The organism is Kitasatospora sp. NRRL B-11411 (assembly GCF_000721345.1).
GTDB lineage: Bacteria > Actinomycetota > Actinomycetes > Streptomycetales > Streptomycetaceae > Kitasatospora > Kitasatospora cineracea.
In genome coordinates this window covers 12,025-36,612 of the sequence record NZ_JOGH01000010.1, presented here as the reverse complement: position 1 = coordinate 36,612, position 24,588 = coordinate 12,025, and the positions used below count along the sequence as shown (strand labels likewise).

At 73.3% G+C, this 24,588-nt stretch carries 18 protein-coding genes and 1 pseudogene; 10 read left to right on the top strand and 9 right to left on the bottom strand.

Features of this window, described 5'->3' with window-relative positions; genetic code table 11:
• Window positions 1–51: 51 nt before the first annotated feature.
• From IH44_RS0107135 to IH44_RS0107125, 3 genes are all read right to left on the bottom strand, one after another.
• Window positions 52–729 carry a response regulator transcription factor gene (locus IH44_RS0107135; RefSeq protein ID WP_030458560.1) on the bottom strand — a complete coding sequence of 226 codons (678 nt, stop codon included), beginning with the start codon at window positions 727–729 and terminating at the stop codon, window positions 52–54.
• Window positions 726–1,994 carry a sensor histidine kinase gene (locus tag IH44_RS0107130; protein WP_051816640.1) on the bottom strand — a complete coding sequence of 423 codons (1,269 nt, stop codon included), beginning with the start codon at window positions 1,992–1,994 and terminating at the stop codon, window positions 726–728. Before IH44_RS0107130 ends, IH44_RS0107135 begins: the two co-directional genes overlap by 4 nt.
• Before the next feature lie 88 nt (window positions 1,995–2,082).
• A complete protein-coding gene (locus IH44_RS0107125; RefSeq protein WP_030458558.1) occupies window positions 2,083–2,736 on the bottom strand; it encodes a TetR/AcrR family transcriptional regulator in 654 nt (217 codons plus the stop codon).
• Between the two features lie 204 nt (window positions 2,737–2,940).
• On the opposite strand from IH44_RS0107125, the gene IH44_RS0107120 reads away from it, so the two are divergent.
• The gene (locus tag IH44_RS0107120) at window positions 2,941–4,527 is read left to right on the top strand and encodes an MFS transporter (protein ID WP_030458557.1); all 1,587 of its coding nucleotides are present in this window, start codon (window positions 2,941–2,943) and stop codon (window positions 4,525–4,527) included.
• A 236-nt stretch (window positions 4,528–4,763) separates the two neighbouring features.
• Here IH44_RS0107120 and aceE read toward each other — a convergent pair whose 3' ends face one another.
• Complete coding sequence (aceE, locus tag IH44_RS0107115; RefSeq protein WP_030458556.1) at window positions 4,764–7,514, bottom strand: pyruvate dehydrogenase (acetyl-transferring), homodimeric type; 2,751 nt, start codon at window positions 7,512–7,514, stop codon at window positions 4,764–4,766.
• 468 nt (window positions 7,515–7,982) lie between these two features.
• Between aceE and IH44_RS0107110 the strand changes: the two genes are divergently transcribed.
• The 3 genes from IH44_RS0107110 (at window position 7,983) to IH44_RS0107100 (ending at window position 9,814) form a co-directional block, all read left to right on the top strand.
• Window positions 7,983–8,420, top strand: coding sequence for a DUF3052 domain-containing protein (locus IH44_RS0107110; protein WP_030458555.1), 438 nt, complete (start codon window positions 7,983–7,985; stop codon window positions 8,418–8,420).
• A gap of 211 nt (window positions 8,421–8,631) precedes the next feature.
• Complete coding sequence (locus IH44_RS0107105; protein ID WP_030458554.1) at window positions 8,632–9,090, top strand: peroxiredoxin; 459 nt, start codon at window positions 8,632–8,634, stop codon at window positions 9,088–9,090.
• Between the two features lie 148 nt (window positions 9,091–9,238).
• Window positions 9,239–9,814, top strand: a complete 576-nt coding sequence (locus IH44_RS0107100) for a TerD family protein (protein ID WP_030458553.1) — start codon at window positions 9,239–9,241, stop codon at window positions 9,812–9,814.
• A gap of 57 nt (window positions 9,815–9,871) precedes the next feature.
• Here the strand turns inward: IH44_RS0107100 and IH44_RS46315 are convergent, their stop codons facing one another.
• Window positions 9,872–12,241 (bottom strand): PQQ-binding-like beta-propeller repeat protein, encoded by a 2,370-nt coding sequence (locus IH44_RS46315; protein WP_035954248.1) that lies wholly within the window; start codon window positions 12,239–12,241, stop codon window positions 9,872–9,874.
• 413 nt (window positions 12,242–12,654) lie between these two features.
• Between IH44_RS46315 and IH44_RS0107090 the strand changes: the two genes are divergently transcribed.
• Together IH44_RS0107090 and IH44_RS0107085 are read left to right on the top strand one after the other, a co-directional pair.
• Window positions 12,655–13,230 (top strand): TerD family protein, encoded by a 576-nt coding sequence (locus IH44_RS0107090; protein WP_030458551.1) that lies wholly within the window; start codon window positions 12,655–12,657, stop codon window positions 13,228–13,230.
• A gap of 60 nt (window positions 13,231–13,290) precedes the next feature.
• Window positions 13,291–14,397, top strand: a complete 1,107-nt coding sequence (locus tag IH44_RS0107085; RefSeq protein WP_030458550.1) for a DUF475 domain-containing protein — start codon at window positions 13,291–13,293, stop codon at window positions 14,395–14,397.
• An 82-nt stretch (window positions 14,398–14,479) separates the two neighbouring features.
• On the opposite strand, the gene IH44_RS0107080 is transcribed toward IH44_RS0107085, so the two are convergent.
• Entirely contained in the window at window positions 14,480–15,478 is a 999-nt protein-coding gene (locus IH44_RS0107080; protein ID WP_030458549.1) for a DUF2637 domain-containing protein, read from the bottom strand.
• 216 nt (window positions 15,479–15,694) lie between these two features.
• On the opposite strand from IH44_RS0107080, the gene IH44_RS0107075 reads away from it, so the two are divergent.
• Window positions 15,695–16,438, top strand: a complete 744-nt coding sequence (locus IH44_RS0107075; protein ID WP_030458548.1) for a Tellurium resistance — start codon at window positions 15,695–15,697, stop codon at window positions 16,436–16,438.
• Between the two features lie 69 nt (window positions 16,439–16,507).
• On the opposite strand, the gene IH44_RS49345 is transcribed toward IH44_RS0107075, so the two are convergent.
• On the bottom strand, window positions 16,508–17,686 hold the full coding sequence (locus IH44_RS49345) for a TerD family protein (protein ID WP_030458547.1): 1,179 nt from the start codon (window positions 17,684–17,686) through the stop codon (window positions 16,508–16,510).
• Window positions 17,687–18,071: 385 nt separating this feature from the next.
• Here IH44_RS49345 and IH44_RS0107065 point away from each other — a divergent pair, with 385 nt between their 5' ends.
• From IH44_RS0107065 to IH44_RS0107055, 3 genes and pseudogenes are all read left to right on the top strand, one after another.
• The gene (locus IH44_RS0107065) at window positions 18,072–19,244 is read left to right on the top strand and encodes an HpcH/HpaI aldolase/citrate lyase family protein (protein WP_030458546.1); all 1,173 of its coding nucleotides are present in this window, start codon (window positions 18,072–18,074) and stop codon (window positions 19,242–19,244) included.
• Window positions 19,245–19,520: 276 nt separating this feature from the next.
• A pseudogene (locus tag IH44_RS47730) lies at window positions 19,521–22,042 on the top strand (phosphoribosyltransferase).
• A gap of 30 nt (window positions 22,043–22,072) precedes the next feature.
• Entirely contained in the window at window positions 22,073–22,891 is an 819-nt protein-coding gene (locus tag IH44_RS0107055; protein ID WP_030458545.1) for a hypothetical protein, read from the top strand.
• 54 nt (window positions 22,892–22,945) lie between these two features.
• Here IH44_RS0107055 and IH44_RS0107050 read toward each other — a convergent pair whose 3' ends face one another.
• The gene (locus IH44_RS0107050; protein ID WP_030458544.1) at window positions 22,946–23,158 is read right to left on the bottom strand and encodes a zinc ribbon domain-containing protein; all 213 of its coding nucleotides are present in this window, start codon (window positions 23,156–23,158) and stop codon (window positions 22,946–22,948) included.
• Between the two features lie 37 nt (window positions 23,159–23,195).
• Entirely contained in the window at window positions 23,196–24,449 is a 1,254-nt protein-coding gene (locus IH44_RS0107045; RefSeq protein WP_030458543.1) for a hypothetical protein, read from the bottom strand.
• Between the last annotated feature and the right edge of the window lie 139 nt (window positions 24,450–24,588).

Sequence of the window (24,588 nt, the reverse complement as noted above, 5' to 3'; positions counted from 1 at the left end):
GCGTCACCCCGCGGAGCCAACCGGCGGGTCATACCCGGGCGGTAGGGAGGGTCACTGCGCGCCGGGCTGGACCAGGCCGCTCTCGTAGGCGAGCACCACGGCCTGGGCGCGGTCGCGGAGGTCGAGCTTGGCGAGGATCCGGCCGATGTGGGTCTTGACGGTCTGTTCGGCGAGCACGAGGTGGGCGGCGATCTCCTGGTTGGAGAGGCCGCGGGCGATCAGTTCGAGGACCTCGGTCTCGCGCGGGGTGAGCCCGTTCAGCCGCAGCCGCGGGTCGCGGCGCGGGGCGGGGCGGTTCCTGGCGAAGTCGGCGATCAACCGGCGGGTGACGGAGGGCGCGAGCAGCGCGTCGCCGGCCGCGACGACCCGGACGGCGGCGATCAGGTCGGCGGGCGGGGCGTCCTTGAGCAGGAAGCCGCTGGCACCGGCCCGCAGCGCCTCGTACACGTAGTCGTCGACGTCGAAGGTGGTGAGCATCAGGACCCGCGGGCGGTGCACCACGCCGGGCGGCGGGTCGAGCAGCCGGCGGGCGGCCTCCAGGCCGTCCATCTCGGGCATCCGGACGTCCATCAGCACCACGTCGGGGTGGGTGCGGCCGCTGACCTCGATCGCCTGCCGGCCGTCGGGCGCGTCGCCGACCACGTCGATGTCGCTCTGCGCGTTGAGCAGGGCGGCGAACCCGGCGCGGACCATCGCCTGGTCGTCGACGATGAGGACGCGGATGGTCATGCGGTCTTCTCCCCGGGGCTGGTGCCGTCCAACGGCAGGACGGCGGTCACCCGGTAGCCTCCGTCGGCGGTCGGGCCGGTGTCCAGGGTGCCAGCCAGCAGCCGGACGCGCTCGCGCATTCCGACCAGTCCCTGGCCGGTGCCGCCGGAGGTCTCCACGGCGCGGGCCCGGCCGGGCGGCGGGTCGTTGCGGACGGTCAGGGCGAGCGCGCCGTCCGCGGCGGTGATCCCGACCTCGGCGGTGGCGCCGGGGGCGTGCCGGACGACGTTGGCCAGCGCCTCCTGGACGATCCGGTACGCGGACAGGCCGACCGCCTCGGGCACCGGGCCGAGCGCGGACACGCCGTCCCCGACGGCCAGTTCGGCCCGCACCCCGGCCTGGCCGACGGTGGCCAGCAGCTTCGGCAGGTCGTCCAGGCCCGGCTGCGGGGCCTTGTCGGCGGCGCTCTCGGCGGCCCGCAGCACCCCCAGCAGGCGGCGCATCTCGGCGAGCGAGCCGCGCGCGGCGGCCGCGATCTGCCCGAACTCCTCGACCGCGGCCGGGGGCAGGCCCTCCAGCCGGTACGGGGCGCTGTCGGCCTGGACGGTGATCACCGACATGTGGTGGGCCACCACGTCGTGCAACTCCCGGGCGATCCGGGCGCGTTCCTCCAGCAGGGTGCGCCGGGCCCGCTCGGTCTCGGAGATCTGCTCCTGCGCGGCGAGCAGCCGCTTGGCCTCGCCGCGCCCGCGCAGGCTCCAGCCGAGCAGCAGCACCACGCCGGACAGCGCGGTGGCCAGCACCGAGGAGCCGTCGAACTCCTCGTTGAAGACCGTCCAGCTCAGGCTGCAGCCGAGGAAGGTGACCACCCAGACCGCGAGCAGGGTCCGCCCGCGCTCCCGGACGGCCAGCAGGACCATCAGGAACAGGTAGCCGAGCAGCGTGGTGGTCGGCCACGGCCAGGGCTGGTCGGCGGCCGCGCCGTGGGTGGCCACCGCGCCGACCAGCACCGAGGGCGCCGCCAGCTGCCAGGCCAACAGCGGCCGGGTCAGCGCCAGCGGCAGCGCCCCGGCCTGCACCACGGCGAGCGCGGTGGCCAGCGAGGGGTCCACCCCGTAGAACTGGATCAGCGTCACGATGCCGGTGGGCAGCAGCGAGCCGACCATGAGCAGCACCAGCGCGTACGGGACCGCCCGGACCCACGGCCGGCGGGCCGTCGACAGCGGGGGGCGGTGGTCGCCGAGGGGCTCGGTGAGGGCGCGGAGGAAGTCTTTCCAGAGGGTCACCGGGCCGAGGGTAGAGCGGGGTCCGGCCGCTGTCCTCATACCCCGGTAGCGGGTCCGGGGTGCTACCCCGGTACGGGGGCGTCCCCCGTCAGCGCCAGGAGCCCGCCAGGGCGGGCCCCAGCTGGTCGAAGTGACGCTCGATCAGCTCCAGCATGCCGTCCATCGAGTGGTCGGCGGCGTCCGGGGCGGCGGCGTAGGAGAGGTGCGAGATCCGCACCACGGTGCCGAACACGGCGGCCAGCAGGCGGGGGCGCAGGTCGGCGGCCGGGTCGAGGCCCTCGCGCTCGGCGAGGATCCGGGCCACCTCGACCTCCTGCTGGATGGCGTGCCGCAGGTGGGCGGCGAGCAGCGTCGGGGTGGACTCGATCAGTTCGAACAGCTCCAGCGCGGCCGGCCCGCTCTCCTGCCCCCGGTCGACGGCCTGCCAGACCTCGCGGACCGCGCCGCGCATCGCCTCCAGCGGGTTCTCCCGGGCCGGGCGGGCCCGCAGGAACGCCAGGAACGCCTGCTCGGCCTCGGCCAGGACGGCGAGCGCGACCTCCTCCTTGTTGGCGAAGTACCGGAAGAAGGTGCGCTGGGAGACCTCCACCTCGGAGGCGATCTCGTCCACCGTGGTGCGCCCGTAGCCGTGGCAGAGGAAGAGCCGGTGGGCGGCGTCGACCAGGGCGTCCCGGGTGCGCCGCTTCTTGCGTTCGCGCAGGCCGACGGGCTGCGGGTCGGCGGCGGTGGTGGGCGTGGCCATGGTGCCAACGATAGCGCCGCGGTGGAGATCTGGCATCAAGTGACAGGAGTCACCGTTTGTCGAATGTCAGCGGCTGACATAATGTTCCCGACGGCGGTGTCCGTCCGTCTTGGAGCTCGTGGGGACGGGCGTGAGGGCCGGACACCGCCCTTCCTGTGCCCAGCGCGGTTCCTGCACACCACACGAACGGGGAAGCCCCGAACCATGAGCCAGTCCGTAGTACTCGACAAGGAAGCGGCTCCGTCCGCCGGCGGCCGGCTGCGGGGGCACCCCTGGCTGACGCTGCTCACCGTCGCCGTCGGCGTCATGATGGTCGCCCTGGACGGCACCGTCGTCGCCATCGCCAACCCGGCGATCGCCAAGGACCTGAACGCCAGCCCCTCCGACATCCAGTGGGTCACCTCCGGCTACCTGCTGGCCCTCGCGGTCTTCCTGATCACCGCCGGCAAGATCGGTGACCGGTTCGGCCACAAGACCACCTTCCTGGTCGGCGCGGTCGGCTTCGCCGCCACCTCCGCCGCGATCGGCTTCGCCGGCTCGATCCAGCAGGTGATCTTCTACCGGGTGCTGCAGGGCCTGTTCGGCGCGCTGCTCCAGCCCGCCGCGCTCGGCCTGCTGCGCGGGGCCTTCCCCGCCGACAGGCTCAACATGGCGATCGGCATCTGGGGCGGCGTCATCGGCGCCTCCACCGCGGCCGGCCCGATCGTCGGCGGCCTGCTGGTCGAGCACGTCAACTGGGAGTCGGTGTTCTACATCAACATCCCGGTCGGCATCGTCGCCCTGGTCCTGGGCCTGCTGATCCTCAAGGACGTCCGGTCCGAGAACGCCGCCAAGTCCTTCGACGTCCCCGGCATCGTGCTGCTCTCCGGCGCGATGTTCATGCTGGTCTGGGGCATCATCAAGGCCCCGTCCTGGGGCTGGGCCGACCCGGCCACCCTGCTCTTCCTCGGCGGCGCGGTGCTCGCCCTGGTGGTCTTCGCGATCTGGCAGAAGTACGCCAAGGAACCGCTGATCCCGCTCTCGCTGTTCCGCTCGGTGCCGCTCTCGGCCGGCACCCTGCTGATGGTGCTGATGGCCTTCGCCTTCTTCGGCGGCATCTTCTTCGTCACCTTCTACCTGCAGAACGTGCACGGGATGGCCCCGGTCGACGCCGGCGTCCACCTGCTCCCGATGACCGGCATGATGATCGTCGGCGCGCCGGTGGCCGGCTTCCTGATCGGCAAGATCGGGCCGCGCGTCCCGATCGTCGGCGGCATGGTGCTCACCACCGCCGCGATGCTCGGCATGTCCACCCTGGACGTCGACTCCGGCACCGGCGTCATGTCGCTCTGGTTCCTGCTGATGGGCCTCGGCCTCAGTCCGGTCATGGTCGGCGCCACCGAGGTCATCGTCGGCAACGCCCCGATGGAGCTGTCCGGCGTGGCCGGCGGCCTCCAGCAGGCCGCGATGCAGGTCGGCGGCAGCCTCGGCACCGCCGTCCTCGGCGCGGTGATGGCCTCCAAGGTCACCGGCGCGCTGCCCGGCAAGTGGGCCGCCACCGGCGTCCCGTTCCCGACCGGGGAGCAGGGCGAGCAGCTCAAGCAGGCCGCCCAGCTCGGCATCGCCCCGCCGGCCCAGCCCGGCACCCCGGAGCAGGTCTCCCAGGGGATCGCGGACGCGGTGCACTCCTCCTTCGTCAGCGGCATGGGCGTGGCCTTCGTGGTCGCCGCGGTCGTCGCCCTGGCGGCGGCGGGCCTGGGGCTGCTCACCAAGCGCGGCGCCAACGAGGCGGGGCCCGCGGTTCACATCTGACGCGCACCGCCCACGGATCCGCCCGGGGAGGGGAGTTCCCTCCTCCGGGCGGATCTTTGCGTCGAGTGCCTTCCGCCGCGCGCAGTTCCCCGCGCCCCTAGCGGGGCTGATCTCCTGCGCCCCGCTAGGGGCGCGGGGAACTGCGCGAGCAAGCGGGCAGCAACGGAAAGGTCCGCCCGGAGGAGGGAACTCCCTTCCTCGGGCGGACCTTTCAGCTGGCGGCCAGCGGCTAGCGCTTAGGCGTCGCCGCCCGCGGCGCCCGGGTCGGCCGCGGCCACGTCGAGCAGCTGGTAGCGGTCGATGGCCGCCTTCAGCAGCGAGCGGTCGATCTTGCCCTGCTTGGCCAGCTCGGTGAGCGTGCCGAGGACGATCGACTGCGCGTCGATGTGGAAGAAGCGCCGGGCCGCGCCGCGGGTGTCGGCGAAGCCGAAGCCGTCGGCGCCCAGGGACTGGTACTGGCCGGGGACCCAGCGGGCGATCTGGTCCGGGACGGCGCGCATCCAGTCGGAGACGGCCACGAACGGACCCTCGGCCCCGGAGAGCTTGGTGGTCACGTACGGGACGCGCTGCGGCTCCTCGGGGTGCAGGAGGTTGAACTCCTCGGCCTCGACGGCGTCGCGGCGCAGCTCGTTCCAGGAGGTCGCCGACCAGACGTCCGCCTTGACGTTCCAGTCCTCGGCGAGGATGCGCTGGGCCTCCAGGGCCCACGGCACGGCCACGCCGGAGGCGAGGACCTGCGCGGGGATCTGGCCGGCCTCGCCCGCCTTGAGCCGGTAGAGGCCCTTGAGGATGCCCTCGACGTCCACGCCCTCCGGCTCGGCCGGCATCTTGATCGGCTCGTTGTAGACCGTCATGTAGTAGAAGACGTCCTCGCCGTGCGGGTGCTCGGCGGAGGAGCCGTACATGCGGCGCAGGCCGTCCTGGACGATGTGGGCGATCTCGTACCCGTAGGCCGGGTCGTAGGCGACCACGCCGGGGTTGGTGGAGGCCAGCAGGTGCGAGTGGCCGTCGGCGTGCTGCAGGCCCTCACCGGTCAGGGTGGTGCGGCCGGCGGTGGCGCCGATGACGAAGCCGCGGGCCAGCTGGTCGGCCATCTGCCAGAACTGGTCGCCGGTGCGCTGGAACCCGAACATCGAGTAGAAGACGTACACCGGGATCAGCGGCTCGCCGTGCGTCGCGTACGAGGAGCCGGCCGCGATCAGCGAGGCGGTGCAGCCGGCCTCGGAGATGCCGTCGTGCAGCATCTGGCCGGACGGGGACTCCTTGTACGCCAGCAGCAGCTCGCGGTCGACCGACTCGTAGGTCTGGCCGAGCGGGTTGTAGATCTTGGCGGACGGGAACAGCGAGTCCATGCCGAAGGTGCGGTACTCGTCGGGCGCGATCGGCACGAAGCGGTTGCCGATGCCCTTGTCGCGCATCAGGTCCTTGAGCACCCGGACGAACGCCATGGTGGTGGCGATGGTCTGGTTGCCGGAGCCCTTCTTGACCGCCTTGTACGCGTCGTCGCCCGGCAGTTCGAGCTTGCGCGGGCGCACCTTGCGGGTGGGCACGTAGCCGCCGAGCTCCTGCCGGCGGTCGTGCATGTACTGGATCTCCTCCGAGTTGCGACCCGGGTGGTAGTAGGGCGGGTAGCCCTCGTCCAGCTGCTTGTCGGTGATCGGCAGGTGCAGCCGGTCGCGGAAGCGCTTCAGGTCCTCGACCGTCAGCTTCTTCATCTGGTGGGTGGCGTTGCGGCCCTCGAAGTTGGGGCCCAGCGTCCAGCCCTTGACGGTCTGCGCCAGGATGACGGTCGGCTGGCCCTTGTGCTCGCGGGCGGCCTTGAACGCGGCGTAGACCTTGCGGTGGTCGTGGCCGCCGCGGCCCAGGTGCTGGATCTGGTGGTCGGTCATGTTCTCGACCATGGCGCGCAGGCGCAGGTCGCCGCCGAAGAAGTGCTCGCGGATGTACGAGCCGGTCTCGGTGGCGTAGGTCTGGAACTGGCCGTCCGGGGTGGTGTTCAGCTTGTTGACCAGGACGCCGTCGCGGTCCTGGGCCAGCAGCGGGTCCCAGGAGCGGTCCCAGACCAGCTTGATGACGTTCCAGCCGGCGCCGCGGAACTGCGACTCCAGCTCCTGGATGATCTTGCCGTTGCCGCGGACCGGGCCGTCCAGGCGCTGCAGGTTGCAGTTGACCACGAAGGTCAGGTTGTCCAGTCCCTCTCGAGCGGCGAGCGAGAGCTGGCCGAGCGATTCCGGCTCGTCCATCTCGCCGTCCCCGAGGAAGGCGTACACCTGCGAGTCGGAGGTGTCCTTGATGCCGCGGTGCTCCAGGTAGCGGTTCATCCGGGCCTGGTAGATCGCGCCGAGCGGGCCGAGGCCCATCGAGACGGTCGGGAACTCCCAGAAGTCCGGCATCAGCCGCGGGTGCGGGTAGCTGGAGAGGCCGTACGGCGCCTTGGACTTCTCCTGCCGGAAGGCGTCGAGCTGCTGCTCGGTCAGCCGGTCCAGCAGGAAGGCGCGGGCGTAGATGCCCGGCGAGGCGTGGCCCTGGAAGAAGACCTGGTCGCCGGACTCGCCGTCGGCGTCCTTGCCGCGGAAGAAGTAGTTGAAGCCCACGTCGTACAGGGACGCGGAGGAGGCGAAGGTGGCGATGTGGCCGCCGACGCCGATGCCGGGACGCTGGGCGCGGGAGACCATGACGGCCGCGTTCCAGCGCGTCGCGTTCAGGATCTTGCGCTCGATCTCCTCGTTGCCGGGGAAGAACGGCTCGTCCTTGGTGGCGATGGTGTTGACGTAGTCCGTGCTGCGCATCTCGGGCACGGCGACACGCTTTTCACGGGCGCGCTCGATCAGCCGCAGCATGAGGTAGCGGGCGCGCTCGCGCCCGCGCTCGTCGATGGCGGCGTCAAGGGACTCCAGCCACTCCGCGGTCTCCTCGGGATCGAAGTCCGGGACCTGGCTCGGGAGGCCGCCAATGATGATCGGGTTGCGATCGGATCCGGAAGCCACGCTGTTCCTTCACTGTCGGTCGAAGCTGAGTTGTCGCGCCGCCTCCATCGTGCTACCGCGTTCGGAGATCCGTCATCTCTACCGATCGGTAACCGTTCCGCCCGTCGGGCGGTACGGTCAGGAGGTGGTCCGACCTGGGACCCCGGCCGGACGATGGCGGCCGGTCGGGATGAGGGCCAACAGGAGACTTTACGCCCGCACCCTGCTCCGACCCGAATGCCGTTCGCATCTCGGGCACGCGTGCGGGGGGTGAACGGGCTGCGGACGGGTACGAGACGAAGCATCCTTGTCGGTACGGACGGGGACATACGGGTGTGTTCACCACCACAGTGGGCGGCGTGTCGCCCGGCGACACGTCAACCTTTGGGTGGGATCGGGGGTCGGGTACTTGCGCGAACCGCCGCTCCCGTGTGGACTACGGCCACAGCCCCGGCATGGACGCCGGGCCGAATACTGGAGGTTATTCCCGTGAGCGCGACCGCGGACCCCGCGGACAAGTCCAACCCGGCTCTCCGTCTCGGCTTCGAACAGGGCCAGATCATCCAGGAGCTCGGGTACGACGAAGACAGTGACCAGGACCTCCGCGAGGGCATCGAGGAGATCACTGGCTCCGAACTCGTCGACGAGGACTACGACGACGTCGCCGACGGCGTCCTGCTGTGGCACCGCGACGAGGACGGGGATCTCACCGACGCCCTGGTCGACGCCCTGGAGTACCTGGCGGAGGGCGGCCTGATCTGGCTGCTCACCCCGAAGACCGGCCGCGACGGCCACGTCGAGGCGCACGAGATCGCCGACGCCGCGAAGACCGCCGGCCTCTCGCAGACCAGCTCGGTGGCGATCGCCAAGGACTGGGCGGGCACCCGCCTGGCCACCCCGAAGGCCTCGAAGACCGGCAAGCGCTGACTTCGGACCGCGACCCGCGACGGGCCCCGCCGACCACCCGGTCGGCGGGGCCCGTCGGCGTCCGGCCGCCGGGCGCCCCGCCCGGGCCTGTTCACCAGGAGCGAACGCCTCGCCCGGACGGCCCGCCCGGCTCACCCGGACGGCCGAACCGGGCCCGGCGGGTGGGAGGATCGTCCTGCCCGCACCACCGTTCAGGCAGGAAGGCCCTCCCATGACCATCGAGATCGGCGCCCAGGCCCCGGACTTCGAGCTGAAGAACCAGCACGGCGAGTCGGTGAAGCTGTCCGACTTCCGCGGCGAGAAGAACGTCGTCCTGGTCTTCTACCCGTTCGCCTTCACCGGCGTCTGCACCGGCGAGGTCTGCGAGATCCAGAAGGAGCTGCCGCGCCTGCAGAACGACGAGGTGCAGGTGCTCGCGGTCTCCAACGACTCGCCGTTCTCGCTGCGGGTGTTCGGCGACCAGCAGGGCCTGGAGTACCCGCTGCTGTCGGACTTCTGGCCGCACGGCGAGGTCTCCCGGGCCTACGGCGTCTTCAACGAGGAGAAGGGCTGCGCGGTGCGCGGCACCTTCGTCATCGACAAGGAGGGCGCGGTCCGCTGGAGCATCGTCAACGGCCTGCCGGACGCCCGGGACACCCAGGAGTACCTGGCCGCCCTCGGCGCGCTCTGACGCTCCCGCGCACGGCCCGCTCGGCCCGCTCGGCCCGGTCCGGTGGAACTTCCGCCGGGCGCCGGGCCGAGTCTCCGGCGCGGCCCGGGAACCCGGCACTACGATCGGGCCGTTGACGGATCGGGAACCCGACTTCTTGGAGGACCACGTGGGTGTCAGCCTGAGCAAGGGCGGCAATGTCTCGCTGACCAAGGAGGCGCCCGGCCTGACCGCCGTGGTCGTCGGCCTCGGGTGGGACGCGCGCAGCACCACCGGCGCCGACTTCGACCTGGACGCCAGCGGGCTGCTCTGCACCGAGCAGGGCAAGGTCCGCTCGGACGCCGACTTCATCTTCTTCAACAACCTCAAGAGCGCCGACGGCTCGGTCGAGCACACCGGCGACAACCTCACCGGCGAGGGCGAGGGCGACGACGAGCAGATCAAGGTGAACCTGGCCGGCGTCCCGGCCGACGTCGCCAAGATCGTCTTCCCGGTGTCGATCTACGACGCGGAGAACCGCCAGCAGAGCTTCGGCCAGGTCCGCAACGCCTACATCCGGGTGGTCAACCAGGCCGGCGGCGCCGAGATCGCCCGCTACGACCTCTCCGAGGACGCCTCGACCGAGACCGCGATGGTCTTCGGCGAGCTCTACCGCAACGGCGCCGAGTGGAAGTTCCGCGCCATCGGCCAGGGCTACGCCTCCGGCCTGCGCGGCATCGCCCAGGACTTCGGCGTCAACGTCTGACCGGGCGTCAACGCCCTTGCGGGCCGGGGCCGTTCGTGGCCCCGGCCCGTCGCGTCCCTACACCGGCGGCAGGGCCATCACCTGGTTGCCCTGGACGGCGATCAGCAGGTCCTCGCCGCCGGCCAGGTGCCAGGGCAGCTCGGCGCCCGCGTTGGTCTGGAACACCCAGCGGACCTTGTGGCCCACCACGTCGACCGCGTAGATGCCGTGCTCGGGGCTGGGCACGAACAGGGTGTCCCCGACCAGCACCGGGTTGGTGTCCATCGACACCTCGACGGGCAGCTCCAGGTGCCACAGCTCGGTGCCGTCGGCCGCGTTGAACGCCACCACCCGGGTCGGGGCGGTCGGGGTGAAGGTGGTGCCCTGGTAGGTCAGGGTCATGCCGCCGAGCACCGAGTACACGACGTGCTTGCCCGCCGCGGGCGGCGAGTACCACATGTGGGTCGAGCGGTCCGAGGTCTTCGCCCAGACCTGCTTGCCGTCGGAGACCCGCACCGCCTGGAGGCCGTTCGGGTCGACCGAGCAGAACACCAGGCCGTCCTGGAGCACCGGCTGGTAGGTCGAGCGCGAGTTGGTGGTGGCGAACCAGGTCTGGGAGCCGTCGGCCAGCGAGCGGGCGACCAGGTTCTCCTTGCTGTCGGTGTACAGCAGGGCGTCCGCGGTCAGGTCGGAGCTGACCGTGTAGTCGGCGGTCTGCTGGCGGTGCTGGTTCCACAGCATCGAGCCGTCCTTGCGGGACAGCGCCATGATGCCCTTGCCGGTCTTGGCGCCCATGTCGGGCACGCCCTTGTCGTCCAGCTGCAGGTACGAGCACATCGCGTACACGGCGCGGTCGTCGGCGTTCAGCACCATGTCCGAGGCGATCTGGGTGCCGTTCGGCTTCCCGCGCTCGGACCGGTACTTCCACAGCACGGTGCCGGTGGCGGCGTCCACCGTGATCAGGTCGGCGACCGTGCCGTAGCTGATGGTGCCGCCCGCGCAGGCCAGGTCGTAGGCCATCGCGTCCTTGGTGATCCACTTCTCCTTGCCGTCCGCCAGGTCCACCGCGACCAGGTCGGAGCTGCCCAGGTGCAGCAGGCCGGGGGAGAAGGCCATGCCGAGGCTGCCGACGTTGCTCTCGGCGGTCCGGTACGTCCACAGCGGGGCCGGCGGCATGCCCGGGGCGCGGGACGGGGCCGCACTGGACGCGGCGGCGGGGGAGGCGCTGCCGGTCGGCGGGGCCGGGTCCGGGCCGGGGGCGGGCTTCGAACCGCCGCTCAGTGCCCAGGCGGTCAGGCCGCCCGCGCCGGCCAGCACCGCCGCGCCGCCGCCCAGCAGCAGCGCCCGGCGGGACGGGCCGGGGCGCCCGGCGGGCGGGGCGGACCCGATCGGCTCGGTGGGGTGCCCGGCCTGCCCGGCGTCCGGGGCCGGGGCTCCGGTGGCGCGCAGGCGGACGGTGCCCGGGTCGGAGACCTCGGTGGGGGTGCGGACGGCCGGCGCGGCGGCGGGGCCCGAGCGCGGGTCGCCGGGGCGGACCGGGGCCTCCAGGTCCATCACCTCGGCGGCGCGGGTGGCGATGTCCGAGGCCAGCGCGGCCGGCAGCCAGCCGGAGCGGGCCGGGGCCACCGGCTCGCCCAGCAGCGCGCCGAGCCCGGCGGGGGAGGGACGGTCCGCCGGGTCCTTGGCCAGGCAGGCGGTGACCGCCGGGAGCAGCGGCCCGGGCACCCCCGACAGGTCGGGCTCGTCGTGCACCACCCGGTACAGCAGGGAGGCCGCGGACGGCGCCCCGCCGTCCTCGGCGTGGTCGAACGGGCCGTGGCCGGTGGCGGCGAAGACCAGCACCGAGCCGAGCGAGAACACGTCGCCGGCCGGGCCCAGCCGGCGCCCGGCGGCCTGCTCGGGGCTCATGAACCCGGGCGAGCCGACCACCACGCCGGTGGACGTCATCCGGTCGCCGTCCAGCGCCCGGGCGATCCCGAAGTCGATCACCCGCGGCCCGTCGGCGGCCAGCAGCACGTTGGACGGCTTGAGGTCGCGGTGCACCAGCCCGGCGGCGTGGATCGCCGCCAGCGCCTGGCCCAGGCCCACGCCCAGGGTGCGCACCGCCTCCACCGGCAGCGGCCCGTGGCCGCGCACCGCGTCGTCCAGCGCCGGGCCGAGCACGTACGCGGTGGCCAGCCAGGGCGTCGGCCCGTCCCGGTCGGCGTCCACCACCGGGGCGGTGAAGGTGCCGCCCACGGACTGCGCGGCGGACACCTCGCGGCGGAACCGCTCGCGGAAGTCGGCGTCCCCGGCGAGGTCGGCGCGGACCACCTTGACCGCGACGGTGCGGCCGCCGGCGGAACGGGCCAGGTACACCCGGCCCATGCCGCCGACGCCGAGTCTGGCCAGCAGCAGGTAGGGGCCGACCGACTCGGGGTCGGTGCGGTCGAGCGGTTCGAACGGCATCGCTCCGGTGCTCCCTCTGTTCGTCCGTGCGTCGGGCCGCTCGATGCTTCGCCCGGCGGTCCCGGCAGCGTACCGGCCGGGCCGCGGCCGGGTTCCGGCGCTCCCCGCCGCGGGTGCGAGGCCGCCGGGCGGGGCGGGGGCGCTTGATAGATTCGGCGGCGATCCGCACACCGACCGGGTGCGTGCGCGGGCGGTCCGAGGCCGCCCGGCGGGGGCGGCCGGGTCGGTCGCGCGGCGGAGTTCAGCAAGTTCAGTCGGGTGTGCAGCACTGCGCGGCCACCGGGGGGCGTAGATCTCTTGGGGTGCGTCCGCCGGGCGCGCCCCGCCGGATCCGGCCCTCCCGGGCGGGTCGGCGGCAGTCCAACGATGCACACCCCGGGAGCCCCCGAGACGGGGAGCTGGGAGGAAGTCCGATGACCGTCACCCTCGCCAAGGGCGGGAACGTCTCGCTGACCAAGGCCGCGCCGAACCTGACGCAGGTCCAGATCGGCCTGGGCTGGGACGCCCGGTCCACCACCGGCGCGCCCTTCGACCTGGACGCCAGCGCGCTGCTGTGCTCCGGCGGCCGGGTCCTCGGCGACGAGTACTTCGTGTTCTACAACAACCTGCGCAGCCCCGAGGGCTCGGTCGAGCACCAGGGCGACAACCTCACCGGCGACGGCGACGGGGACGACGAGGTGGTGCAGGTGCACCTCGACCTGGTGCCCACCCAGATCGACAAGGTCGTCTTCGCCGTCTCCATCTACGACGCCGACGCCCGGCTGCAGAGCTTCGGCCAGGTCTCCAACGCCTACATCCGGGTGGTCAACCTGACGGACGGCGCCGAGATCGCCCGCTACGACCTCTCCGAGGACGCGTCCAACGAGACCGCGATGATCTTCGGCGAGCTGTACCGCTACCAGGGCGAGTGGAAGTTCCGGGCCGTCGGCCAGGGCTACGCCTCCGGCCTGCGCGGCATCGCGCTCGACTTCGGCGTCAACGTCCAGTAACAGAACAGCAGTCACGTCCGGAATGGGTCGATTCCGGCAGCCAGAAAGGTAACTGACCCCGTGTTCCTCCGTACGTTCGGATGGTCCTTCGCCATCACGATCGCCGGCCTGATCGCCGCCGGCCTGATCTGGGGGGCCGAAGGATTCGGCGTCGTCCTGATCCTCTCGATCCTCGAGATCTCCCTGTCCTTCGACAACGCCGTCGTCAACGCCACCGTCCTCAAGCGGATGAACGCCTTCTGGCAGAAGATCTTTCTGACCGTCGGCGTGCTGATCGCGGTCTTCGGCATGCGGCTGGTCTTCCCGCTGCTGGTCGTCGGCCTCACCGCGCAGCTCAGCCCGGGCACCGTCATCGAGCTGGCGCTCGACTCGTCCAAGACCCACGACGGCCACACCTACGCCGAGTACCTGGACATGGCCAACCCGGCCATCGCGGCCTTCGGCGGCATCTTCCTGCTGATGATCTTCCTCGATTTCGTCTTCGAGGAGAAGGACTTCAACTGGCTGCGCTGGCTGGAGAAGCCGCTGGAGAAGATCGGCAAGCTGGACGCGCTCTCCTCGGTCGTCGCGCTGGTCGTGCTCGCGGTGTCCTCCCGGCTCTTCGCCGGTGACCGCGCCGAGACGGTGCTGCTGGCCGGCGTCTGCGGCCTCGCCACCTACCTGGCCGTCAACGGCCTGTCCGGGGTGTTCGAGTCCGGGCTGGAGGCGCAGGAGGAGGCCGAGGAGGAGGCCGAGCGGACCGGCAAGTCGATCGTCCAGGTCGGCGGCAAGGCCGCGTTCTTCCTCTTCATCTACCTGGAGGTCCTCGACGCGTCGTTCTCCTTCGACGGCGTGGTCGGCGCGTTCGCCATCTCCCAGGACATCTTCCAGATCACCCTGGGCCTGGGCATCGGCGCCATGTACATCCGGTCGCTGACCGTCTTCCTGGTCCGCAAGGGCACCCTGGACGACTACGTGTACCTGGAGCACGGCGCGCACTACGCGATCGGCGCGCTGGCGCTGATCCTGCTCGCCTCGATCAAGTACCACGTCCCGGAGATCGTCACCGGCCTGATCGGCGTCGCCTTCATCGGCGCGGCGCTGGCCTCCTCGATGATCCGCAACAAGCGCCACCAGGGGCTGGAGGGCAGCGGAGCGGAACCCGAAGAAGTCGGGGCGGAGGGCTAGCGCCCGTCCGCCGCAGCACCGAAAAGCCGCGCCCACCGGGGGAGTTCCCGGCGGGCGCGGCTTTTCGGTGCTGCGGTGCGGCTCAGCCGAGCTGCTGCTCGATCGCCCGGAGCTTGCGCTCCAGCGAGTCCAGCTTCGGCATCGACAGGGTGTCCTCGTCCATCGTCAGGTCGATGGAGGAGGAGTACGAGGAGCCGTACGAGGAGGAGCCGCTCGACGCGTAGGACGACGAGGAGGAGCTGCCCGACGTGCTGCTGCCGGTCGACTCGACGGCGGCGCGGGGGCGGCGGCCGGCGTTCAGGGCGGCGGGCTCCAGGGCGGAGGCGCTCACCCGGTCGAGGGTGGTTTCCTCGGGGGCTAGGGCAGGCTCCGCTGCGGACGGGCCGTCGCTGCCGGCCGCGGCCAGCGCGGGCACCTCGCGGGCGTGCCGGGCCCGGCCCATCAGCGACCAGGCCGCGTACGTCTCGCGCGGGGCGCGCAGCCAGCGCACCACCCGGATCTGCGGCAGCGGGCGGGGCACCAGGCCCTGCTCGCGCAGCGCGGCCCGGCGGGTCTGCTTCAGCGCGCGGTCGAACAGCACGGCCGCCGAGATCGACATGCCGGCGAAGAACTGCGGGGCACCGTCGTGGGCACCGCCGCGCGGGGCGTGCACCCAGTTGAACCAGGCCGAGGCGACGGCGAACAGCCACACCAGCATCCGGGAACCGAGCGCCGCGTCACCGTGGCTGGCCTCGCGGACGGCGAGCACCGAGCAGAACATCGCCGCACCGTCCAGGCCGAACGGGACGAGGTACTCCCAGCCGCCGGACAGGTTCAGGTTCTGCTGGCCGAAACCGACCAGGCCGTGGAACGACAGCGCCGCCGCCACACCGGCACAGCAGAACAGCAGCACGTACGAGGCGCCGCCGTAGACGGCCTCCTTGCGGCGCCTGCGCTCCTCGCTGCGCTCCCAGGAGTCGCCGGACGCCGACTCGGCGGGCTTGTTGTTCTTGAAGCGCAGGAAGGCCACCAGGATGGCGGTGAACAGCAGGGCTGCACCGCCTACCACGGCCCAGACCAGCTGTATGGAGGAGAGGTTCATTGCGGGGAGGGCCTCGGCTTTCCGCAGGGCAGGGGGAAGAGAGGTGACGCACGGTACACCTGTGCGGAGAGACGATATCGCGTCCGAGGGGCAGGCATCGTACGGGAGTGACGAACCCTCTGCCAGCAGGGCGCGCCGAGGGGTTGACGTTGACTCAGCGCCCTCCGGGTGGGTATGGAGAGGTCGAGGACGGTATCAGTGCTGGGGGAGGACACGATGGTTTCGGTGTGGGAGTTCCTGAAGGGGGACCGCAGCGACAGCTTCGACACCGGAGGGCAGTTCAAGGTCACACTCACCAAGTCCCAGCCGCAGCACGCCATCACCGGCTCCGCGGCCACCACCGGCTACCTGTACATCAACCTGCACTGGTCGACCCGCACCGCCGACCGCCCCACCGTGGGCGGCGCGCTGCGCCGCTTCTTCGACCCGCGGATCCTGCGCCCGCTGGCGACGGCCGACACCGGGTCCGCGCCGGTCGGCGTCGACCTCGACCTGGCCTGCATGTACGAACTCGCCGACGGCACCCGGGGCGTGGTGCAGCCGCTCGGCCGGCTGTTCGGCGACCTCAACAAGCCGCCCTACATCAAGCTCTCCGGCGACGACGTGTCCGGCGCGCCCTCCGGCGAGACCATGCACATCAACCTGGAGAAGAAGGACCAGTTCAAGCGGCTGCTGATCTTCGTCTACATCTACGACGACACCCCGGCCTTCGACCGCACCCACGCGGTGCTCACCATCGTCCCGCAGAGCGGCCCGCGGATCGAGATCAAGCTCGACGAGCGCGCCCCGGCCGCCCGTTCGTGCGCGGTGGTGCTGATCGAGAACGATGGCGAGGGCAAGCTGACGATCCGCCGTGAGGTGCGGTACGTGCACGGGTTCCAGTCCGACCTGGACCGGCTGTACGGGTTCGGCATGCAGTGGGAGCGCGGGTACAAGACCCCGTCGGGGTCCGGTAGTTGACGGTTCGTCAGGCTGTGGCTGCGGGCGTGGCCGCGGCCGCGGGGTGGTGCGGCCGCGGGGCGCGGGCGGTCAGCGGGGCTGGAACTGCGGGCCCTGCGGCGGCAGGGCGAACGGGGCGCCCGACTGCTGGTGCTGCTGCGGGGGTTGCGGCTGCTGGGGCTGGGGCTGGGGCTGCGGGGGGTAGCCGTAGGGCTGGGGCTGTTGCGGCGGGTAACCGTACCCCTGGGCGGCGGCCGGCTGGGGGTAACCGTAGCCACCGGGTTGCGGCTGCTGGGGCTGGGGCTGCTGCGGGGGCGGCGGGTAGCCGTAGCCCGGCTGCTGCTGGGGGTAGCCGTAACCGCCGGGCTGCGGGGCGGGTTGCGGCGGCTGCTGGGGCTGTTGCGGCGGGTAGCCGTAGCCGCCGGGCTGCGGTGCGGGCTGCTGGGCGTGGTGGACGGTCGGCGGCAGCGCGGGCGGGGGCGGCGGGGCGACCGGCGCGGCCGGGGCCCGGACCGGCCGGGGGTCGGCGGCGGGCTGCTCGGCGGCGGGCGTCGGCAGCGGGGTGGCCGGGGCGATCGTCCAGTCGTCCTCGTCGACCGGCAGCGGCGCGGCCGGGGGTCCGGCGGGCGACGGCTCGGCGGGCGACGGCTCGGCGGCCGGGTCGGGGAGGCGGACGTCCCCGCTGCGGTCGGTCAGGTCGACCGCGGAGTCGTTCGGGCCGGTGTTCCCGTCCTCGACGGCGATGCCGAAGTCGGTGGCCAGCGCGACCAGTCCGTCCACGTAGCCCTGGCCGACCGCGCGGAACTTCCAGCCGCCGTCGCGGCGGTACAGCTCGGCGGCGACCAGCGCGGTGACCTGCTCGTCCTCGTCGATGGCGAACTCGGCCAGCGCGGGCGCGGCTTCGGGCGCGGCCGCGTCGAACAGCAGCACCCGCAGGTCGGGCACCGCGGGGAAGGCGCCGCCCTCCGCCGAGCCGGCCAGCACCACCCGGTCGACCTCGGGCGGCAGTTGCGCCAGGTCGATCTCCAGCGCGTCCCGCACCGTCCCGCCCGCGGCCTGCTTCGGCAGGTGCCGGACCAGGCCCGAGGGGTGCCGCGGCTGGTTGTAGAACACGAAGTCGGCGTCGTCGCGGACCTTGCCGTGGCCGGTCAGCAGCAGCGCCGAGGCGTCCACGTCCGGAATGCCCGGGGTGTCCGTCCACCGCAGGACGGCACGGACGGCGCCGGCCGTCAGAGGGATGTTGGCGCCCTTCGCCATCACGTGCGTCATAGCGCACCATCCTGCCGCCTGCCGGGGGCCCGGGACAACGCGGGGCGCGGCATCGGCGCGCCCCACCGGCGGGAACCCTCGGCGGGCCTCCCGGCGGGACCTCTCGGCGGGGCCGGCGAGGAGGCCGGTGGTGGGGTCCGCGGCGGGGCCGGTGGCGAGGTCGATGACGGGGCCGACAATCTTGCGAGAATTCGATGTTTCGAACTCTTTCGCCGAGGTCGTCCGGCCGTACGATGAACGGCCAACGGCCCGGATCGCTCCGCACCCCCGCGACGGCACCGGCGCTCCGGCGAACTTTCCGGCCGCGCCGACCGTCCCAAGGAGGGAGGGGCGTCAGCCGTTCCCGCCGCCGGCGGGGCCCACCAGACCACAGCGGGAGAGCACCTTGCGCCACTTCGGGCATCTCGCGGACGACGTCCGCACCCGGCTCTTTCACGAGCAGCCCGCCGCCTTCGACCGCGACAGCGGGGCGTCCGTCCTCGCCACCGCGCTCGGCGCCACGCTCTACAGCCCCGCCACCCGGCCCACCCTGGCCCGCGACGTCCGCAAGCAGGCCGCCCGCGGCGTGGTCTCGATGGTGCTCTGCCTGGAGGACGCGATCGCCGACCACGAGGTCGACGGCGCCGAGCAGAACCTGGTCGCCCAGCTCACCGAACTCGCCGCGCAGGACGCCGACGCCGAACTGCCGCTGCTGTTCGTCCGGGTCCGGGCCGCCGAGCAGATCACCGACCTGACCGAGCGCCTCGGCCCCGCGCTGCGCCTGCTCAGCGGCTTCGTGGTGCCCAAGTTCACCGAGGACAGCGGCCTGCCCTTCCTGGAGGCGCTCACCGCCGCCGAGGAGCGCACCGGGCAGCGGCTGTTCGTCATGCCGGTGCTCGAATCGCCCGAACTCGCCCACCTGGAGAGCCGCCGCGAACAGCTGCACGGCATCGCCCGGCTGCTCGACAAGCACCGCGACCGGGTCCTCGCCGTCCGGCTCGGCGTCACCGACCTGTGCTCCGCGTACGGGCTGCGCCGCTCGCCCGACCTGACCGCCTACGACGTGGCCCTGGTGGCCGGCGTGATCGGCGACGTGGTCAACGTGCTCGGCCGGGCCGACGGCACCGGGCACACCGTCACCGGGCCGGTCTGGGAGTACTTCCCGCTGCACGAGCGGATGTTCAAGCCGCAGCTGCGCCGCACCCCGTTCGCCGAGGTCACCCCGCCCGCCGACGGGGTCCGGCAGCGGCTGATCGAGCACGACCTGGACGGGCTGATCCGGGAGATCGAACTCGACCGGGCCAACGGGCTGCTCGGCAAGACCTGCATCCACCCCAGCCACGTCGCCGCCGTGCACGCGCTCTCCGTGGTCACCCACGAGGAGCTGTGCGACGCCCGGGACATCCTGCAGCAGCACCGCGGCGGCGGCGGGGTCAGCCGCTCCGCGTACACCAACAAGATGAACGAGGCCAAGCCGCACCGGGCCTGGGCGGAGCGGGTGCTGCTGCGGGCCGAGGTGTTCGGCGTGGCCCGGGCCGAGGTCACCTTCGCCGAGCTGCTGTCGGCCTGCATCGGCTGAACGGCCTTCGTACGGACGGTTCCTGACGCCGGGTCAACCGATCGGCTGATGGGAGGGTCGGCCGGACGGCGCCGCGACCCTGGCCGGTCGGCCGATCCACGGGTCCCGGCGGGGCCCGTACGCTCGATGACGAACAGCGAACCGTGCGGGCGCGTGCCCGCGTCCGTCCCACTGGCACCACCAGCAGCATCAGTACCAGCAGCATCAGTACCAGCCGTACCAGCGCCAGCACCATCAGCACTGCCAGCACCGCCTTGCTCGTCGAGAGGAGCCCCGATGACTGCCGACACCGCCGGCACCGCCGCCCCCGGGCCCGTCGGGGCCGAACCCTGGACCGGCCAGTGGGTCACCGACCGGCTCGGCCTGCGCCTCACCGGCGGGCCAGAACTGACCGACCTGATCGGCCTCGCCCTGCGGGTCAACCCCAAGCGCGCCCACCTGCTGGTCTCCCGGGTGCTGGGCAAGCACGTCCCGCAGCGGCCCGCGGAGGTGCACGGCGCCGGGCTCGCGCTCGGCCGCCGGGTCGCCGAACTGCTCGGCCCCGAGGACGCCGCGCGCGCCGTCGTGCTCGGCTACGCCGAGACCGCCACCGCCCTCGGCCACAGCGTCGCCGACGGCCTCGACGCCCCCTACCTGCACTCCACCCGCCGCCCCGTCCCCGGCGTCGCCCCGCTCGGCGGCTTCGAGGAGGAGCACTCGCACGCCACCAGCCACCTGCTGCTCCCCGAGGACCCGCTGCTGCTGGCCGGGGACGGCCCGCTGGTGCTGGTCGACGACGAGTTCTCCACCGGCACCACCGTCCTCAACACCATCCGCGCCCTGCACGCCGCCCACCCGCGCGCGCACTACGTCGCCGTCGCCCTGGTCGACCTGCGCACCCCCGCCGACCGCGAACGGCTGCGCGCCGCCGCCGCCGAACTCGGCGCCCGCCTCGACCTGGTCGCCACCGCCGCCGGCGGCGTCGACCTGCCCGACGGCGTGCTGGACCGGGCCCGCGAACTGATCGCGGCCGCCCCCGCCCCGCGGCCCCCCGCCGGCCCGCCCGGCACCCTCGCCCGGCTCGACCTGCCCTGGCCCGCCGACCTGCCCGACGGCGGCCGGCACGGCTTCACCCCCGCCCACCGCCGCCGCCTCGACGCCGCCCTGCCCGACCTCGGCAGCGCCCTCGCCACCGCCGTCGGCCCCCGCCCCGGCCGGGTGCTGGTGCTCGGCTGCGAAGAGCTGATGTACGCCCCGCTCCGGCTCGCCGAAGCCCTCCAGCACGCCCTCCCCGACGCCGAGGTGCGCTTCTCCACCACCACCCGCTCCCCGGTCTTCGCCCTCGACGACCCCGGCTACGCCATCCGCACCCGCCTCGCCTTCGCCGCCCACGACGACCCCGCCGACCGCTCCACCGAGCGCTACGCCTACAACGTCGCCCCCGGCACCGACCCCGCCCGCCGCTTCGACACCGTCGTCCTGGTCGTCGACGACCCCGCCGACACCCCCGCCCTGCACCACGGCCCCGCCGCCCTGCTGCCCGCCCTGCGCACCGCCACCGACCGGGTGCTGCTCGCCGTTCTCCCGTCGTACCGCCCCGCGCCACCCGCCCGACGCCCCGCTGCCCGAGCATGACCCCGTACCCGTCGAAGGCACCCCGCATGACCGCACACACCGCCCCGCCCACCACCCGCCCGCTGCACGGGCCGGCCTTCTCCAGCTACCCGGCCGCCGACGTCACCTGGCTGCTCAAGGACCTCTCCGGCGTCCACCTCGAAGCGCCCACCGAGGAGCGCGAGGAGGCCGTGCAGTCCGGTGGCGCCCACTACGCCGAGTCGCTGCCCGTCGAGTACCAGCCCAGCGCCGCCTACCAGCAGCTCTTCCACACCGCGCTGGAGGCCTCCGCGACCCGGCTGGCCACCGCCGTCGGCACCGTCGCCGAGACGCTGCTGCGCGAACGCGGCCCGCACCTGGTGCTCGCCTCGCTGGCCCGGGCCGGCACCCCCGTCGGCATCCTGATCCGCCGCTGGCTCGCCCACGCCCACGGCCTCGACGTGCCGCACTACACCGTCTCCATCGTCCGCGGCCGCGGCATCGACCGGGTCGCCCTGCGCCACCTCGCCGCCCACCACCGCCCCGCCGACGTCGTCTTCGTCGACGGCTGGACGGGCAAGGGCGCCATCACCCGCGAGCTCGAACAGGCCCTGGCCGGCACCGGCTTCGACCCCGAACTCGCCGTCCTCGCCGACCCCGGCGGCTGCGTGCGCACCTACGGCACCCGCGACGACTTCCTGATCCCCTCCGCCTGCCTCAACTCCACCGTCTCCGGCCTGGTCTCCCGCACCGTGCTGCGCGCCGACCTGACCGGCCCGGACGAGTTCCACGGCGCCAAGTTCTACCGCGAGCTGGCCGGGGCCGACGTCTCCCGCCAGTTCGTCGACACCGTCGCCGCCGCCTTCCCGGCCGTCGCCGACGCCGTCGCCGCCGAGACCGCCCGGCTCGCCACCACCGACCGCACCCCCACCTGGGCCGGCTGGGCCGCCGTCGAACGGATCAGTGCCGAGTACGGCATCGACAGCGTCAACCTGGTCAAGCCCGGCGTCGGCGAGACCACCCGGGTCCTGCTGCGCCGCGTCCCCTGGCGGATCCTGGCCCGCCGCGGCGCCGGCGCCGACCTCGACCACGTCCGGCTGCTCGCCGACCAGCGCGGCGTCCCGGTCGAGGAGACCGACGACCTGCCCTACACCTGCGTCGGCCTGATCCACCCGCGCTACACCCGCGGCGCCACCGGCGCGGACGGCACCGCCGTCCACACCTGACCCTGCCCCCGAACGAAGGAGACCCCGCCCGTGCCGCAGTTCCTGGTCGCCAGCGACCTCGACCGCACCCTCGTCTACTCCAACCGCGCCCTCGCCCTGGACGTGCCCGACCGGCTCGCCCCACGGCTGCTCGCGGTGGAGGTGCACGACGGCAAGGCGCTCTCCTTCATGACCGAACAGGCCGCCGCCCTGCTCGCCGAGATCGCGGCCCTCGCCCCGGTCGTCCCCGTCACCACCCGCACCCGCGCCCAGTACGAGCGGATCCACCTCCCCGGCCCCACCGCCGACTGGATCCCCCCGTACGCGGTCTGCGCCAACGGCGGCCACCTCCTCGTCGACGGCGTCCCCGACCAGGACTGGCAGCGCGAGATCCGCACCCGCCTCGACGAGCGCAGCGCCCCGCTGCCCGAGGTCGTCGAACACCTCGCCCTGGCCGCCGACCCGGAGTGGACCCACAAGCGGCGGGTCGCCGACGAGCTGTTCGCCTACCTGGTCGTCGAACGGGCCGAACTCCCGCCCGGCTGGATCGAGAACCTCACCGCCTGGTGCGCCGAGCGCGGCTGGACGGTCTCCCTCCAGGGCCGCAAGGTCTACGCCGTCCCCGCCCCGCTCTCCAAGAGCGCCGCCCTGGAGGAGGTGCGGCGGCGCGCCGGCGTCCGGACCGTCCTGGCCGCCGGCGACTCGCTGCTGGACGCCGAACTCCTCCTCGCCGCGGACCTGGCCTGGCGGCCCGGGCACGGCGAACTCGCCGAGACCGGCTGGACGGCGCCGGACGTCACCGCCCTCACCGAGACCGGGGTGGGCGCGGGGGAGGAGATCCTCCGCCAGATGCTCAAGCACCTCGGCTGAGGGAAGGGGAAGGCGGGGGCGGACCGCTCCCGTTCCCCGCTCCCGGTGCTGCGACTAACCGCAGCAGCCGCCACCGCAGCAACCGCCACCGCCACCGCTGGGCGCCGGGGCCGAGGCGGCCGCGCCGGTGACGGCGACGGTGGAGAGCAGCTTGACGGTGTCGGGGTGGCCGTCGGGGCAGGTGGCCGGGTCATTGGCCCGGGCCATCGGGCGGTTGAGCTCGAAGGTGGCGCCGCAGGAGCGGCAGCGGAAGTCGTAGCGAGGCATACCGAGCAGGGTACCCAGGGGGTGGCGAGGGAACGGTTCAGTGGCCGCGGATCATCGAGACCACTTCGGCCGCGGTCTCCCGGACGGCGGCCAGCTCGGTCAGGAAACGCCAGTAGTCCGGGTGCCGGCCGGCCTCCTCCAGGGCGGCGACGGCCCGGTCGAGGCGGCCCACCGCGGCGTCCAGCGGCCCGGCGTGCCGCGGATCGGGAGCCTGCCGGCCGGCCATGGCGAGGCGCTGCGCGTCGCGCAGGGCGAACCGGGTGCGCTCGATCTCGCGCTGCGGGTCGTGCTGGACCTCGTTCAGCTGCTGCAGCCGGTCGTTGACCGCGTCGACCGAGCCCCCGGCGGTGTCGAGCAGCGCGCGCACGGTGCCGATCGCGGCCGTCGCCTCCGCCCAGCGCTGCTCGTCGCGGGCCCGGCCGGCCTCGGCCAGCCTGGTGCGGGCGGTGCGGACGGCGTCGGCGGTCTGCGCGGGCACCTGCTGGAGGTCCTGCCAGCAGGCCGTCGAGAACCGGCGGCGCAGCTCGCTGAGCGCCGGGTCGACGGTGTGGGCCCGGTTCTCCAGGGCGTCGATGCGGGTGCGCAGCGAGGCCACCCGGCGGTCGATCTCGGCGGCCCGCTCCGGGAGTTGCGCCGCCTCGGTGCGGACGGCCTCGGCCCGCCGGGCGACGTCCTCGGCCCGCTGCAGGGTGGCCGGGACGCCGTGCTGGGAGACGCCCTGGTTGAGCCTGGTCAGCTCGGGCGCGAGCTCGGCCAGCCGGGTCGCCAGGTCGTCCGCGCGCAGGCCCGCGCCGCGGACCTGCTCCAGGGCGGTGGTCGCGGCGAGCAGCGCCTGCTTGGCCCGTTCGACCGCGGGCGTGACCCGGATCAGCTGGGCCTCGGCGTGGTCGACGATCGGCTGCAGGCGGCTGAGGAAGGTGCCCAACTCGGTGCGCTTGGCGTCCAGCTCGCGCTTGGCCTGCTCGAGCTGCTGCTTGGCCCGGGCGACCGCGCCCGGGTCGGCCTCCGCGGACTCCAGGTCGACGGCGTCCAGCGCGCCCAGGTAGGCGACGGTGACCTGGTCGATCCGGGCGGTCAGGTCGGCGAACTCCTGCTCCACCCGGCGGGCGGTGGCGGGCTCGCCCGCCGACTTCACGGTCTCCACCGCGAGCAGCGCGTCCCGCTGGGCCGAGTCCAGCTCGTAGAACGACTCCTGGGCGGCCTCCCGGGCCGCCCTGGCGTCCGCGCGCACGCCGTCCCGACGGCCGCCGCCCCACCAGCCGCCCCGACCCCCGCCACCGCCGCCGGCCACCCTCACCACGTGCTCCCTGCTCCGTATCCGTCCCGCCGCTTCCCCGCCATTCTTGCCGATCACCCGCCCCGCCCGGCACCCCCCGTCCCCGCCCCCTTCCGAAGGGGTGCGGCGAACCACTCCCGGGACCAGGTAGTCT

Excerpts from the sequence above, each read along its gene's own strand:
- IH44_RS0107135 (WP_030458560.1), bottom strand. The coding sequence starts at position 729 with ATGACCATCCGCGTCCTCATCGTCGACGACCAGGCGATGGTCCGCGCC.
- IH44_RS0107125 (WP_030458558.1), bottom strand. The coding sequence starts at position 2,736 with ATGGCCACGCCCACCACCGCCGCCGACCCGCAGCCCGTCGGCCTGCGC.
- IH44_RS0107120 (WP_030458557.1), top strand. The coding sequence starts at position 2,941 with ATGAGCCAGTCCGTAGTACTCGACAAGGAAGCGGCTCCGTCCGCCGGC.
- IH44_RS0107105 (WP_030458554.1), top strand. The coding sequence starts at position 8,632 with ATGACCATCGAGATCGGCGCCCAGGCCCCGGACTTCGAGCTGAAGAAC.
- IH44_RS46315 (WP_035954248.1), bottom strand. The coding sequence starts at position 12,241 with ATGCCGTTCGAACCGCTCGACCGCACCGACCCCGAGTCGGTCGGCCCC.
- IH44_RS0107090 (WP_030458551.1), top strand. The coding sequence starts at position 12,655 with ATGACCGTCACCCTCGCCAAGGGCGGGAACGTCTCGCTGACCAAGGCC.
- IH44_RS0107080 (WP_030458549.1), bottom strand. The coding sequence starts at position 15,478 with ATGAACCTCTCCTCCATACAGCTGGTCTGGGCCGTGGTAGGCGGTGCA.
- IH44_RS0107075 (WP_030458548.1), top strand. The coding sequence starts at position 15,695 with ATGGTTTCGGTGTGGGAGTTCCTGAAGGGGGACCGCAGCGACAGCTTC.
- IH44_RS49345 (WP_030458547.1), bottom strand. The coding sequence starts at position 17,686 with ATGACGCACGTGATGGCGAAGGGCGCCAACATCCCTCTGACGGCCGGC.
- IH44_RS0107050 (WP_030458544.1), bottom strand. The coding sequence starts at position 23,158 with ATGCCTCGCTACGACTTCCGCTGCCGCTCCTGCGGCGCCACCTTCGAG.